The following is a 13403-nucleotide window of genomic DNA, read 5'->3' as shown; positions in this document are numbered from 1 at the left end:
GTCAGACTGCATCCCGTATGGTCGGGCAGCTCATGCAGCGCCCGCCGCCCCTGCCACGGCCCAGCTCCGCGCCGGGAATCGCAAGCACTTCAATGCCGGCAGCTTCCAGGGCGGCGTTTGTGTCGTCATTGCGGTCGTAGCCGATCACCACCCCCGGGCTCAGAGCCAGTACGTTGTTACCATCATTCCACTGCTCCCGTTCGCGTTCTGCGGGGGTTTCACCACCGGTGGCGATGACCTCCAGGGATGGGTAGCCCAGCACCTCCGCAACCACCTCGAACAGCGGCCGGGCGTCCTGCCGGAACGACAGGTGCTTACCATCCTTGCCGGGACGCAAGTCGTAGCAGACCATCTGGTCTGCCATCTCCTTGAAGGTAGTGACCACATTGCCGCCACAGAAGGTAAAAACGGTATCCAGATGCATGGCGGAACGGGTCTTGGGAATCTGGCAGGCAATCACCCGGTCCGCGGTGCCATTGGCAAACAGGGCCCTGGCAAGCTGGCCGATGGCCTGGGGCGAGGAACGCTCGCCCATGCCCACCAGCACAGCCCCATGACCGACCGGCATGATGTCACCCCCTTCCAGGGTGGCCAGGGCATGGTCGACAAGAGGGTCGCCCCAATGCACATTGACCTTGCCGGCAAACGCCGGGTGGAACCGGTAGATGGCGCTCATCAACAGCGTTTCCGGTTTGCGGGCCGCCCAGTACATGGGGTTCAGGGTGACGCCGCCGTAGATCCAGGCGCTGTTGTCCCGGGTGAACAGGAAGTTTGGCAGCGGCGGCAACACAAAACCGTGTGGTCCCAGATGGTTCCCGAAAAGCCCGTCGGGCTTGAAGGGCAGGTCCCCTACTTCCAGTCCACCGATCAGAAACTGAGCCAGGGTCTGACCCGGAAGCTCGTCCATCCAGGCACGCAGGTCGGAAACCATGCCCACGCCGATGTGGTTCCAGGTAATTCGATTATCCAGAACCCAGGCCCTTGCCTCGGGGATATCCAGGGTGGCCGCAAGCAGTTCGTTAACGTCCAGCACCTCGACACCCCTGGCACGCATCACTTCGGCGAACACATCATGATCTTTCTGGGCCTGCTTGACCCAGAATACGTCGTCGAACAGCAGCGCATCGCAGTTCGAAGGCGTTAGCCGGCGATGGGCCAGACCGGGGCGGCAGACGATCACCTGCCGCAGGGTTCCCGTTTCAGAGTGAACGCCCAATGGTTGTTCAGTCATACCGCTTGCTCCTTTGCCCGGGGTTATGAAAAGGCTTACAGAAACGCACCAACACTGATCACCACCGTGATGAACACCGTCAGGATCAGCAGCAGAGGCCAGATAAACGCCAGCCAGCGGTCATAGGCAACGCGACCAATTGCCAGGCCGCCCACTACGACGGCAAAGGTCGGGTTGATCAGGTTCACCAGGCCGTTGGCAGACTGATAGGCGGTGACCACCAGGTCACGCCCCACATCGGCGAAGTCGGCCAGTGGTGCGAGGATGGGCATGGAGAGGACAGCCAGGCCGGAGGAAGACGGCACAAAGAAGCTCATGCCCACTTCAATCCAGAACATCAGGTTGATAAACGCCAGTTCCGGCAAGCCGCCCAGAGTGGTTTCGGCACTGTGCAAAATCGTATCGGCAATCATGCCCTGCTCCATGATCACCACAATGCCCCGGGCCAGACCCACAACAAGGGCGACACCGAGCAGATCCCGGGCACCGTCCACAAAGCTGCCGGTAAGCCTCTTCTCGCCCAGCCGCGCGATCAGGCCGATCACGATGGCTGACCCGAAAAACAGGGACCCCATCTGAGCCATCCACCAGCCCTGGGAGGAAACACCCCAGATCATCACCAGGAACGTGAGGGCGAAAATAACCAGTGCAATCTTCTGGGTGCCTGTCAGCTCGAAATTATCCAGCTCGTCATGGCCCTGAAGGAACAGTTTGCGGTGCGCATCTCTCTGCCTGGCAACCACCGAGCGGGAAGGGTCCACCTTGACCCGGTGGGCATAACGCATAACGTAGGCTGCGCAGATGATAAGGCCACCGATCAAAAGCACGAATCGCAGCACGATGCCGTCAGTAAAGGGAATATCGGCGGCGTTTGACGCAATCACCGTGGCAAACGGATTGATCGTTGAACCCAGCACACCGATACCGGCACCCACCAGAATGATCGCCACCCCTGTCACTGCGTCATACCCCGCCGAGATCATCACCGGAATCAGGATGGCATAGAACGCCAGGGTCTCTTCCGCCATGCCGTAGGTTGTGCCACCCAGCGCGAAAAGCGTCATCAGTATCGGGATCATCCATATCTCCCGGCCCTCAAGCCGGTGCATGGCACTGCGTATGCCGGTGTCGATGGCGCCGGTGGCGTTCATGACCCCCAGAAAACCACCAAGGAAAAGGACAAAGAGAGCCACATCAATAGCATTGGCGACGTAACTGTCAGGGTCATAAAAGCCGGCCGTCGGCGCCAGCATCACGTCTACAAAACCCTGGGGATTGGGTTCAACCGTCTGATAGGTGCCGGGCACTGCGACTTCACGCCCGACCTCGTCGTTCATGGTGCGCTCGTACTGCCCCGCAGGGACTATCCAGGTTAAGGCAGCAACCAGAATAATGAGCAAGAATAGAATGGTATAAGCCGTGGGGAATCGTGTGACCAGATCTTCTTCTGGGTTCTCAGAGGGACTATTTACATCAGTCATTTGGCGCCTCCTGCGATAAATGGATACTGACGAGTTAGCGACCTAAGTATAGTTACAATGCATGTTTTAGCGAGCCTGTCACAAAAACTTCTTCAAGACATTTCATCCGGCCCGCATCCAGCCTGTTTCAGCAAACCTCCAGGCTCTGAAACGGCCTACCCGTCACTGCAGATGGATACGATCATTGCGCGCAAGAAACCGGCCATTGATCGTCAGCCATAAAGGTTCACCACCAAAGGCGGCTTCCTCCGGCAGGCCTTGCTGGGCGTGCACATGCAGGTGCGGCTCTGAGCTGTTTCCGGAATTCCCCATTTTTCCCAACGCATCGCCAATCTGCAGTGGTTCGCCAGCAGAAACCGTAATACTGCCCCGTTGCAGATGAGCGAGGATCACGAAAAAATCACCACAATCGATGGCAACATAATTGCCGGGCAGACTGCTGCGATCCATTTCCGGCACGGTCATGTCCGGGCGGACATCAACGACCTTCGCCACCTGCCCCTGGCATGGAGCCAATACCGGTGTGCCGAAAGTAAGGTACTTTTCAGGCTCTTCCGGCTGCCATCCATGCTTATGTACCCCCAGCGGTGTAATCCGGAAAATATCCAGAGCCCGGCTTTGCCCCCGCCAGGGCCGAAAGCGTTCAACGGACTCATTGAGGGTTTTCAGATGTACGTTTACCATCTCGGTCGAGCCGCCGTGGCCCACCAGGTAATTTCCGGGCGGGAAGGGCGGTGCAATGTCTGCTACCTCACCCCCGGGCAGCGCCGCTCCCTGTATCGCCTGGTGACTCATGTAACCGCCCAGTATGCCAAGAGCGCACACCAATCCGATGGCGATGGAATTTGCTTTTGACGCCCGCCACGGACGAGGCCCCGGGAACCCGTCCCTCATCCAATGCCTGAAAGCGATAATCAGAAAGAGGGTTCCATACAGGTAAGGCACCCAGAAGGGTGGCATGGTCCATAAAGCCGTGAGCCACAGCGCCGCAAGGACCGCCGCAACCGATACCAGCTGCAGCGCCCGGGCAAGCCAGCCGGCCGCCGGAAACAGTGCCAGCCAGGCCAGCAGAAGCAGAGGCAGAAGCACTTGGGTAAGGATTGCGAGCCAGGACATTTAAACTCTCTATTTCAACGTGTTTTTATGAGGCGTGGGGTTTAAGGCTCTTTCAGGTAACTGCCCCGAGAATCTGGATGCTCATGATGAACATGCAAACAACCCCAACTGCATACGCTACGGTTCGCCAAGGTTGAATCCCCAGAAGGTAAAAGACGGTGTGCAAGTAGCGCGCTGCCGTGAAGACAAGGAAAAGCCAGGCTGCCCACCCCGGCGCGGCACCAACCCAGACGTAGGCAACCCCCAACGCCAGAAAAATAGGAATGTTCTCAAGGTCATTCAACCAAGCCTTAGCCGCTCTCTGAACCTGCGGCAACTCTTCTTTGGCGGCCTCGCGACCAACGAACGCGGCGTCCTCAGGGGTCTTGAATGTGCCCTTTCCGATGCGATGGAACCCTTGATAGAGGGATATGGCAAACATTTTGAAGAACAGCAGCACTGCAGCTACCGCGTACCAATATTCTGTCTGATCCATGGTTTTCGTTACTCCCTAGTGCTGGGCTTTGCACTGGTATTGGAGGAGCGAAGCGACGAAAAAGACGTCCGACAACAGCCCCTGGTTAGCTGATGAGCTTGGCCATGGCACGGTTCTGCGCCTCTACTCCGGTCTCCAGGCCAGCTTTTACACCGGCCCGATTCCTCTCTGGCTGGTTCTGACTTGCTTTCAGCTTACCCGTCAGAGTTTCAATTTTGATCTCTACGCCAACAATTGCCTGTACCAGACGTTCCGTGAAATCCGCTGGCGCATCACTCACGGACCAAGGGGCAACCATTTGCGACTCGTGTTGGTCTGTGAGCTGGTGGAGATGACGCTTTAACCAGCTAGGGTCCTGAATAATCCGGGCGCTACCTTGCGCATGTACAGCCAGATAGTTCCATGTCGGGACGACCCGGCCTGTCTCAGCCTTGGTTGGGTACCACGAGGGCGAGACGTAGGCATTTGGCCCCTGAAAAACGGCCAGCACTTTAGCCCCGCCCTGCATGCGCTGCCAGACGGGGTTGCTGCGAGCCAGATGACACTGAAGATGACCAAGAGAACCGTTTTCACCAACACTCAGGTGAAAGGGGACGTGATTGGCCTCAATCCCTTCCTCGTCGGCGATAACGAGCATACCGAAGCTATAATCGCGAACGTACTGTTGAAGCTTTTCCTGGTTGTCTTCTTTGAAGTGATTCGGGACATACACCCTTTTATGCTCCTGAGTAGAGTCCTGGCGCAGTGAATGCCAAGCTAAGCGCCCTTACAAGGGCGTCCGGCGACCATCGGCCGCGTACTACAGCGCCTTGTTACACGAAATTATGGCGCAATTTCAGGAAGCATAAGGGTGACTTTCTTTAGCGAATGCGTGCCGATATGAAATTCGACATGAATACAGATATCTTCGTGATCGAAGCGCAACCAAGGACCATATTTTCCCAAAAACTCGATCTCTTTTTCCTCACCTGATTTATCAGGGGTGCCAAAAAGGCGAACTACATCATCTGGTTTCATCGAAGCTTCGAGGCCAAAAGGCAAAGATGATGCTGGCATAGCTTGCAGGAAAATGGTCTCAACTATACCGCTGGTATCCAAATTCATCTGCCATAAACCGCTTTTCGACTCCACGTGGTCGGAATACACACCGTGCCCCTCATCCTCTTCCATAACGGTTCGAGTGAAAGAGCCGTCCTCTTCAGCAGAAAAGGTTTTTCCTAAAAGGTCTACGACATTCAACATATCGTGTAACGCTGCGGTAACCGGCGCCGGCGCGACAGCGACGGGAACCAAAAGCACACAGCTTTTGGCGTCCGGTTGACCGATTGGTTAGATTTACTGTCCAGATTTTTGACCATTGATGCCGTAGTCGACAATTGACTGAGTCCTTGCATCGTGGAGTTTGCGACGTTTTTGACCTTCTTGAAGAACGAGTATGTCTCGATACTCCGCTTTGACAGCAGCTTGCTCGTCCTCACTCAAGCTGTTCCACTCTTCTCCGGTTAAACCATAGTAGGGAGCGGCACACCCTTGTGTTCCCAGTGCTATAAAAAATATTCCAGTACAACAAAGCAGACTTTTCATACGCTTCCTTTCAGAAAAATCTAACGCCAGCAATAAACGGCACCTTGACAAGGGCGTCCGGTGGAGGCCGTAGGCCGGAAAGAATTTGATTGCCTTGTTATGCAAGCGTGCGTCATGCGGCCAAATTCCAGACCGATACAACCAGCATAGCCAACAAGACAAAGGCTCCGGTCATGAAGAGAGGCAGCCTCACTGGTATATAGTTTGAAGTCACATGAACGTATGCGTGGGCGTACCGGCTCACGACAAAGAGCCACGCCAGAAACACTGAGAGAGATCCGGCAGCGTTGATACTGTATAGAACGAAACAGAGAACGTAGAAAAGAACCGGAATCTCAAACTGATTGGCAATGTTGTTGGAAACTTTGACGACATTTTCCGGCCACACTCGGTTATCGAGAGCCGCTTGTTGTCGATTGACCTTGCCGGCTTTCACCGCGCCGGATTTCCTTCCCCCAAGAATGATAAACATCACTAAGGTCAGAAGGACCTGCGCCAGAACAGGCCAGAAAATATGACTAGAACTCATCCGTGACTCCAAATTTTTTGTGCATAACGCCAAGCACAGCGGCGGCTGAAAGCCGTCCGGTGGCCGTAGGCCACGTACTGCTGCGCCTTGTTAAATTTGGTTGCGGGTGACGACATGGATTGCCCCTGCAGCAATGAGCGCGATAGTGGCAATGATGTCTGCGATGACCACCTTGCGAACTTCCTCATTGTACCCACCAACCGACCACGCAATAGCGATGAAGGACACAACGCTGACAAGGCCTGCAACGATTGCCATTAGTTGTAGCGATGGCTGGAACGCTGCATAAACCAAGAAGAGACCAAGAAGCCCGAACAGGATGGCCCGATGACGCATCAGGATTTCAATGTTGGGCTCACCCAGCGAAAGGCCGTATAAGGCAGCAAGGCGCTCAACACCCAAAACGCCGGAAACGGGCAAGAGGTGAATGATGCCTACGAGCACCAGCAGGCCTGTGACAACTTTCTCCATGTTTGCGTTTCCTCCCTGAATTTAACGCGAAGCTAAGCGGCGGCCCGTCAGGGACGTCCGGTGGACGGCCGTCAGGCCGGGAACGAACTTGAGCGACTGGTTAAGAATCATGGCTCAGCTTAGGGTTAAAACCAAACTCAGGCGCCGCTTCGTGGAGTGGCTGGATCCTCTCTAAGTCTGAGTTGATTGACCAAAGCATCCATAAACAGACAGTCAGGAAATCACCACGAGGCCCCTTGGGGTTCAGGCGCGTGTCGTCGCTTCCGTTTACGTATTTTTGGCTTTTATAAAGTTCCATCACTCGACTCTTAACAGCGCTATCTTGAAATGAGCCGCCATGGATATTGTGCGCAAACTCATTGCGAATTCGTCGAATCAAATGCAAATTTCTTGCGAAAGCACTAGAAATTAGGCCCAGCCGGTGTGCGAACGCAATTTTCGCGCTAAAAGTTGATATCGGCGCATTTGCACCGTCAAAAAGCTCATCTTGCGAGGAAGGTGTGGGGACTAAAAACTGTTTTAGCAAATTACCGAGGGCATCATCAAAAATTGAAGCAGCCACAATTACTGCTGCGCGATCGGACTCCTTACTGAACTCGTCAAGAAAAACATCGGCCCAGTGGGATGCATGTTCATATGAGGACCCTTTTTCAGATTCCTCCTCGGAAACCTGTTCTTCAGGCTGATCATTCATTGGGTACTCCATTCTTAACAGCAATTAGACCGAAGTCTCCCATATTGCAAAACCGTGACTTCGTCGTTATTACACCAAATCACGGAATCTGACTCCGCAGTTTCCGCCTTAAAAACAGCGACTTACCTTTTCCCTTAACTCAATTTACGTAGTATCGCGACGTCTGCATTTTGCTCATACAATCATACTGTATATCCAGGCACCCACTCTTATCGCGCGGGTCCGACCTTTCTAGACGGATGCCTTTGCTGCCCGCGCGGCATGCAACTTCTTGTAGCTTTCTATCAGCCGCAGGTGCTTTTCCAGCCCTTCCAGCTGCGTATTGGTGGGCGTCAGGCCGTGGAAACGCACGCTGCCTTCCACCAGGCCGACGACGTCGTCCATGGTCTGGTCGCCGTACATGCGTTTGAAGCTGGCCAGGTAGTCGTCCAGCTCCAGCTCGTCGTCCAGGGTGATTTCCAGTACGGCATTCACGGCGCGGTAGAACAGGTTCCGTTCGACGGTGTTGTCGTTGAACTGCAGGAACATGTCGACAAATTCCAGCGCTTCTTCATGCCATTGCAGGGCCAGGCAAATCAGCAGTTTCAGTTCCAGAATGGTGAGCTGGCCCCAGACGGTGTTCTCGTCGAACTCGATACCGATCAGGCTGATGATGGTCATGTAGTTGTCGAGCTGGCTGGCTTCCAGCCGTTCCGCCAGGTCCGCCAACTGGTCGTCGCTCAGGGCGTGCAGGTTTAGGATATCCTCGCGGTAGTCCAGGGCCATGTTGGTGTTGTCCCACACCAGATCCTCCACGGGGTAGACCTCGGAATAGCCGGGCACCAGTATGCGGCAGACCGGCGCGCCCAGATCTTCATGGGTGGCCACGTAGACTTCTTTACCCATGTCTTCGAGGATGCCGAACAGGCCTTTCGCCTCTTCTTCGTTCGTGCCGGAGAAGTCCCATTCCACAAATTCCAGATCGGACTTTGCGCTGAAGAATCGCCAGGACACCAGGCCGGTGGAGTCGATAAAGTGCTCAACGAAATTGTTGGGCTCGGTGACCGCCTGGCTGTTGAAGGTGGGCGGCGGTACGTCGTTCAGGTTTTCAAAGCTGCGGCCCTGTAGCAGTTCGGTCAGGCTGCGCTCCAGTGCCACTTCGAAACTGGGATGCGCGCCAAACGAGGCAAACACGCCGCCGTTTCTGGGGTTCATCAGTGTGACGCACATCACCGGGAACTGACCGCCCAGGGAGGCGTCTTTCACCAGAATCGGAAAACCCTGGTCCTCCAGCGCCTTGATGCCCTCCACGATGTGCGGGTACTTATCCAGCACAGGTTGCGGCACGTCCGGAAGGGCGATTTCTTCTTCAATGATCTGCTTTTTCACCGCCCGCTCGAAGATCTCCGACAGGCACTGCACCTGGGCTTCGGGCAGGGTGTTGCCTGCGCTCATGCCGTTGCTGAGGAACAGGTTTTCAATAAGGTTGGAGGGGAAGTACACCAGCTTACCGTCGGACCGGCGCTCAAACGGCAGGGACACAATGCCACGGTCGGTGCGACCGGAATTGGTGTCGATCAGGTTGCTGCCGTGCACCTCGCCATCGGGGTTGTAGATGGCCAGGCAGTGGTCGTCCAGAATGCCTTCAGGCAGCTCGTCATCAGGCCCCGGCAGGAACCATTTTTCGTTGGGATAATGAACGAAGTCGCTGTTGGCGATCTCCTCGCCAAAGAACTGGTCGTTGTAAAAGAAGTTGCAGCTCAGGCGTTCGATAAACTCGCCCAGCGCAGAACAAAGCGCGCTCTCTTTCGTGGCACCCTTGCCGTTGGTAAAGCACATGGGGGAGGCGGCATCACGAATATGCAGGGACCACACGTGGGGCACGATGTTGCGCCAGGAGGCAATTTCGATCTTCATGCCCAGGTCCGCCAGGATCGACGTCATATTGGCAATGGTCTGCTCCAGCGGCAGGTCCTTGCCCTCGATGTAGGTGCTGGTTTCGCCCAGGGGCTTGGTCATCAGCAGGGCCTGGGCGTCTTCGTCCAGATTCGCGACCTGCTCGATCTCAAAAGTGGGGTTGGTCTGGACCACTTTTTTCACCGTGCAGCGGTCGATAGAGCGCAGAATGCCCTGGCGATCCTTGTCGGAAATGTCTTCGGGCAGCTCTACCTGAATCTTGAAGATCTGGTTATAGCGGTTCTCCGGGTCCACGATATTGTTCTGGGACAGGCGGATGTTTTCCGTGGGAATGTCGCGCGCCTTGCAGTACACCCGCACAAAATAGGCCGCACACAGGGCGGAAGACGCGAGGAAGTAGTCAAACGGGCTGGGTGCCGACCCATCACCCTTGTAGCGGATGGGTTGGTCAGTAACGACAGTAAAATCATCAAACTTGGCTTCAAGTCTGAGGTTGTCGAGAAAGTTGACGTTGATTTCCATGAGCAAACTACCCGGATCGGAGGATGTGGCGCGGCTTTTTCAGTACAGCGTGTCGCACTTTTTCAGTGCCGGCCATTATCCAGTTTTTGGGGCGGTTCGTCTTGGTGGATTGATCAGGCGCCAGCTTCGTCCGCTTCGACCACTTCGGTCTCCTGCCGGCCCTGTTCGACCCATTCACGCATCGCTTTTGAGTTCAGAACCTGCTGCTGATACTCGCGCGCAAGGTCGGACAGCGAAACGCCGTAGGTGGCAAACCGGGAGGTCACCGGGGCAAACATACAGTCCGCAATGGAGAACTCGCCGAACAGCCAGGGGCCGCCCGCCGAAAAACGGGCACGGCAATCGCTCCAGAGGCGATCCACCCGGGCAATGTCTTTTTCCAGCTCCGGCGTCATTGGTACCTTGCGGCCGGTGGCGCGGCAGTTCATCGGCATCTGGCCGCGGATGGCCGGGAAGCCGGAGTGCATCTCGGCGCTGATGGCTCTGGCTTCGGCACGTGCTGCCGTGTCAGCAGGCCAGCCCCGGCCTTCCAGGTGCTGCTCGGATACGTACTCGCAGATCGCCAGGGAATCCCAGACGGTCACATCGCCATCCACCAGAACCGGCACTTTGCCGGCGGCGCTGTATTGCAGGATTTTCTCTTTGGTGTCCGCCAGATCCAGTGGAATGCGCACCTCCTCAAACGGGAGGTCGTTCTGGGCGATGAGCAGCCAGGGGCGCAGGGACCAGGAGGAGTAATTCTTGTTACCGATAACCAGCTTCATATCTTCTTGCTTCCTTGTGGTGTTGCGACGGTGTCGAAGTTCCTTGAAACCTGGGAGGAGACGCCCGAGAACTCTATTTAGTCGGTATGTTGGCATGGGCTGTTAGTTCGCGCCTACCATAATTTGCAGCCATCGGTTACTCAAAACTGACTATCATCGCCAGGCCGGATCCTTTACGACCCGGCTCAGCGCCTCACTCACTTTTGGGGCGTCAAATCGTCCCGCTCAAGCTCAGTAGAGGTAAACTGCCCCACTGTTTGAGGCGCTGTTGTCGGCCTCGTCGCCATCAATGCCCATCGCGTTGCTGTCCTCACCGGTTGCCCCCACCGCCAGGGTGTTGCCGTCGGCCGCTAGAGCCACACTGTCGCCGAACAGGTCGTTCGCCCCGGTGTTGGGGGCCTTGACATAGGCCTGCTGAGACCAAACGTTGCTGCTTCGATTGAAGACGTAAACCGCGCCACTATTAACGGCGCTGTTGTCGGCCTCGTTTTCGTCAATGCCGGTGGCGTTGCTGGTCTCTCCGGTTGCCCCCACTGCCAGGACATTGCCATCGGCCGCGAGTACCAGACTTCCGCCAAACCTGTCATTCGCTTCGGCGTTGGAGGCCTTGATATAGGCCTGCTGCGCCCAGACGGGGCCGCTGCGGGCGAATACGTAAACCGCGCCACTTCTAGCGGAGCTGTTATCCGTCTGGATGCCGTCAATGCCGGTGGCGTTGCTGTCCTCTCCGGTTGCCCCCACTGCCAGGACATTGCCATCGGCCGCGAGTACCAGACTTCCGCCAAACCTGTCATTCGCTTCGGCGTTGGAGGCCTTGATATAGGCCTGCTGCGCCCAGACGCTGCCGCTACGGACAAACACGTAAACCGCGCCACTGTTAGCGGAGCTGTTATCCGTCTGGTTGCCGCCAATGCCGGTGGCGTTGCTGGCCTCTCCGGATCCCCCCACCGCCAGAGTGGTGCCATCGGCCGCAAGTGCCAAGCTTGCGCCGAAGAAGTCGCTTGCTCCTGCGTTGGAGGCCTTGAGATAGACCTGCTGAGACCAGTCAGTGCCGCTGCGGACAAACACGTAAACTGCGCCACTGGATTGAGCGCTATTATTGTCCTCGACGCCGTTGACGCCACCGGCGTTGCTGTCCTCGTCGCCTGCCCCCACCGCCAGGGTGTTGGCGTCGGCCGCGAGCGCCAATCTGGAGCCGAAGAAGTCGCCTGCTTCTGTGTTGGAGGCCTTGAGGTAGGCCCGCTGCGACCAGACGGTGCCGCTGCGGGTAAACACATAAACCGCGCCACTGTCGCTGGCGCTATTATTGTCGGCGTCACCGTCAATGCCGGTGGCGTTGCTGTCCTCCTCGGGCGCGCCAACTGCCAGGGTGTTGCCATCGGCCGCAAGGGCTACACTGAACCCGAAGTTGTCGCCTGCCCCGGTGTTGGAGGCCTTAATGAAGGCCTGCTGCGACCAGACGGAGCCGCTGCGGGTAAACACGTAAACCGCGCCACTGTCGCTGGCGCTGTTATTGTCGGCGTCACCGCCAATGCCGGTGGCGTTGCTGGCCTCCCCTACTGTACCCACCGCCAGTGTGTTGCCATTGGCCGCAAGCGCTACGCTTGAACCGAAGTCGTCGCTCGCCTCAGTGTTGGAGCCCTTGACGTAGCCCGAAGCAGAAATCAGGCTTTCATTGACAAACACCTCCGGCGAGTCGCTGCACCCGCCACTGTTACAGGCCTGCAGGATGTAGCTGGCATTGACGCGCCCGGGCAGGAACACCTGAAGATTTTTGCTGGAGGCATCCGCAGCGATAGTCGCTACCTGGGTGTAGCCAGACATTCCGTCCGGGTTTTCCAGCAGACGGTATTCAGTCTCGCCGGAGACATCGTTCCAACTGAAACTGAAAGTCTTGATGCTCTGCGGTGACAGATCCAGAATCGGGGCGGCCGGCGTGGCCGCTCCACCACCGCCACTACCACCGCCACTACCGCCGCCACACCCAAGCAAGGCAACGCTCAACAGGGCTAGCAGCCCGATTCGGGAAAACCGGACAGCTTGAAATAGGTGTTTCATCAAAATTGCCTCTCGAGGGGTGACGACTTGGTCAATATTTATTCAATATAGCCACCTCTCGAACCGAAAACCAAGAAAACCCAAAATTACCGGCAATCTCTATGTGAAAAGGGCTGGCGATTTCTAGTCGCGTTCCACCGAAAGACTGTTTATACAGTGTTATATACAGTACGATTGAGGCTGTACTAAATGCGAAAGCAAACATTGCCATTTTTATGCAATATCAATGTTAGGCTTCTGCCATCGGTTTAGTCCCATCACCAATTACTCAAGCGGGGCGCTTACAGGAGAGCAGACACATGGCTGTAAAGGCACTTTATTTTTCAGAAAGGGACGGGCAGGACATGGCATTGAAAAACCCGGAAAAGATGCTGTTTGCGAACAAGGCGGATGCGGATGCCCGGGACAAGATGCTGGAGTTATCGGAAGAGATTCTGCTGTTCCTGAAATCGAAAGTGAATGGCCTGACTGAGGAGCATGCGGAACAGTGTGCCCTGGCGATTGCGGAAGAGCGGGATCTGTTCCTGAAAGCCCTGAAAAAGCCGTCACTGCTGAACGAGCCGGCCGAATAATCAGCCGGTT

General features: G+C 56.2%; 14 protein-coding genes. 1 reads left to right on the top strand and 13 read right to left on the bottom strand.

Features of this window, described 5'->3' with window-relative positions:
• Nucleotide 1 precedes the first annotated feature (1 nt).
• The 13 genes from FPL19_RS08610 to FPL19_RS08550 form a co-directional block, all read right to left on the bottom strand.
• Nucleotides 2-1231: an arginine deiminase gene (locus FPL19_RS08610; RefSeq protein WP_150912028.1), complete on the bottom strand. Its 1230-nt coding sequence runs from the start codon at nt 1229-1231 to the stop codon at nt 2-4.
• Between the two features lie 35 nt (nt 1232-1266).
• Complete coding sequence (locus FPL19_RS08605) at nt 1267-2712, bottom strand: YfcC family protein (protein WP_150912027.1); 1446 nt, start codon at nt 2710-2712, stop codon at nt 1267-1269.
• Nucleotides 2713-2874: 162 nt separating this feature from the next.
• Nucleotides 2875-3828 carry a M23 family metallopeptidase gene (locus tag FPL19_RS08600; protein WP_150912026.1) on the bottom strand — a complete coding sequence of 318 codons (954 nt, stop codon included), beginning with the start codon at nt 3826-3828 and terminating at the stop codon, nt 2875-2877.
• 52 nt (nt 3829-3880) lie between these two features.
• Nucleotides 3881-4303, bottom strand: a complete 423-nt coding sequence (locus tag FPL19_RS08595) for an MAPEG family protein (RefSeq protein WP_150912025.1) — start codon at nt 4301-4303, stop codon at nt 3881-3883.
• An 85-nt stretch (nt 4304-4388) separates the two neighbouring features.
• Nucleotides 4389-5015, bottom strand: a complete 627-nt coding sequence (locus FPL19_RS08590) for an FMN-binding negative transcriptional regulator (RefSeq protein WP_150912024.1) — start codon at nt 5013-5015, stop codon at nt 4389-4391.
• A 110-nt stretch (nt 5016-5125) separates the two neighbouring features.
• The gene (locus tag FPL19_RS08585) at nt 5126-5545 is read right to left on the bottom strand and encodes a hypothetical protein (protein WP_150912023.1); all 420 of its coding nucleotides are present in this window, start codon (nt 5543-5545) and stop codon (nt 5126-5128) included.
• Between the two features lie 93 nt (nt 5546-5638).
• Entirely contained in the window at nt 5639-5887 is a 249-nt protein-coding gene (locus FPL19_RS08580; RefSeq protein WP_150912022.1) for a hypothetical protein, read from the bottom strand.
• 112 nt (nt 5888-5999) lie between these two features.
• Nucleotides 6000-6416 (bottom strand): MAPEG family protein, encoded by a 417-nt coding sequence (locus FPL19_RS08575; RefSeq protein ID WP_150912021.1) that lies wholly within the window; start codon nt 6414-6416, stop codon nt 6000-6002.
• Between the two features lie 90 nt (nt 6417-6506).
• Entirely contained in the window at nt 6507-6887 is a 381-nt protein-coding gene (locus tag FPL19_RS08570) for a phosphopantetheine adenylyltransferase (protein WP_150912020.1), read from the bottom strand.
• A 100-nt stretch (nt 6888-6987) separates the two neighbouring features.
• The gene (locus FPL19_RS08565) at nt 6988-7581 is read right to left on the bottom strand and encodes a transcriptional regulator (RefSeq protein WP_150912019.1); all 594 of its coding nucleotides are present in this window, start codon (nt 7579-7581) and stop codon (nt 6988-6990) included.
• Nucleotides 7582-7812: 231 nt separating this feature from the next.
• A complete protein-coding gene (locus FPL19_RS08560) occupies nt 7813-9999 on the bottom strand; it encodes an OsmC domain/YcaO domain-containing protein (RefSeq protein WP_150912018.1) in 2187 nt (728 codons plus the stop codon).
• Between the two features lie 113 nt (nt 10000-10112).
• The gene (locus tag FPL19_RS08555; protein WP_150912017.1) at nt 10113-10763 is read right to left on the bottom strand and encodes a glutathione S-transferase family protein; all 651 of its coding nucleotides are present in this window, start codon (nt 10761-10763) and stop codon (nt 10113-10115) included.
• A gap of 231 nt (nt 10764-10994) precedes the next feature.
• Nucleotides 10995-12821, bottom strand: a complete 1827-nt coding sequence (locus tag FPL19_RS08550) for an integrin (RefSeq protein WP_150912016.1) — start codon at nt 12819-12821, stop codon at nt 10995-10997.
• Between the two features lie 299 nt (nt 12822-13120).
• Between FPL19_RS08550 and FPL19_RS08545 the strand changes: the two genes are divergently transcribed.
• Complete coding sequence (locus FPL19_RS08545; RefSeq protein ID WP_150912015.1) at nt 13121-13393, top strand: YebG family protein; 273 nt, start codon at nt 13121-13123, stop codon at nt 13391-13393.
• Nucleotides 13394-13403 lie beyond the last annotated feature (10 nt).

This window comes from Marinobacter halotolerans, from assembly GCF_008795985.1.
Taxonomy (GTDB): domain Bacteria; phylum Pseudomonadota; class Gammaproteobacteria; order Pseudomonadales; family Oleiphilaceae; genus Marinobacter; species Marinobacter halotolerans.
This window is presented reverse-complemented; position numbering and strand designations above follow the sequence as displayed.

Coding starts and splice junctions, on each gene's coding strand:
- FPL19_RS08560 (WP_150912018.1), bottom strand. CDS start 9,999: ATGGAAATCAACGTCAACTTTCTCGACAACCTCAGACTTGAAGCCAAG.
- FPL19_RS08610 (WP_150912028.1), bottom strand. CDS start 1,231: ATGACTGAACAACCATTGGGCGTTCACTCTGAAACGGGAACCCTGCGG.
- FPL19_RS08550 (WP_150912016.1), bottom strand. CDS start 12,821: ATGAAACACCTATTTCAAGCTGTCCGGTTTTCCCGAATCGGGCTGCTA.
- FPL19_RS08545 (WP_150912015.1), top strand. CDS start 13,121: ATGGCTGTAAAGGCACTTTATTTTTCAGAAAGGGACGGGCAGGACATG.
- FPL19_RS08580 (WP_150912022.1), bottom strand. CDS start 5,887: ATGAAAAGTCTGCTTTGTTGTACTGGAATATTTTTTATAGCACTGGGA.
- FPL19_RS08555 (WP_150912017.1), bottom strand. CDS start 10,763: ATGAAGCTGGTTATCGGTAACAAGAATTACTCCTCCTGGTCCCTGCGC.
- FPL19_RS08605 (WP_150912027.1), bottom strand. CDS start 2,712: ATGACTGATGTAAATAGTCCCTCTGAGAACCCAGAAGAAGATCTGGTC.
- FPL19_RS08595 (WP_150912025.1), bottom strand. CDS start 4,303: ATGGATCAGACAGAATATTGGTACGCGGTAGCTGCAGTGCTGCTGTTC.
- FPL19_RS08585 (WP_150912023.1), bottom strand. CDS start 5,545: ATGTTGAATGTCGTAGACCTTTTAGGAAAAACCTTTTCTGCTGAAGAG.
- FPL19_RS08570 (WP_150912020.1), bottom strand. CDS start 6,887: ATGGAGAAAGTTGTCACAGGCCTGCTGGTGCTCGTAGGCATCATTCAC.
- FPL19_RS08565 (WP_150912019.1), bottom strand. CDS start 7,581: ATGAATGATCAGCCTGAAGAACAGGTTTCCGAGGAGGAATCTGAAAAA.
- FPL19_RS08600 (WP_150912026.1), bottom strand. CDS start 3,828: ATGTCCTGGCTCGCAATCCTTACCCAAGTGCTTCTGCCTCTGCTTCTG.
- FPL19_RS08575 (WP_150912021.1), bottom strand. CDS start 6,416: ATGAGTTCTAGTCATATTTTCTGGCCTGTTCTGGCGCAGGTCCTTCTG.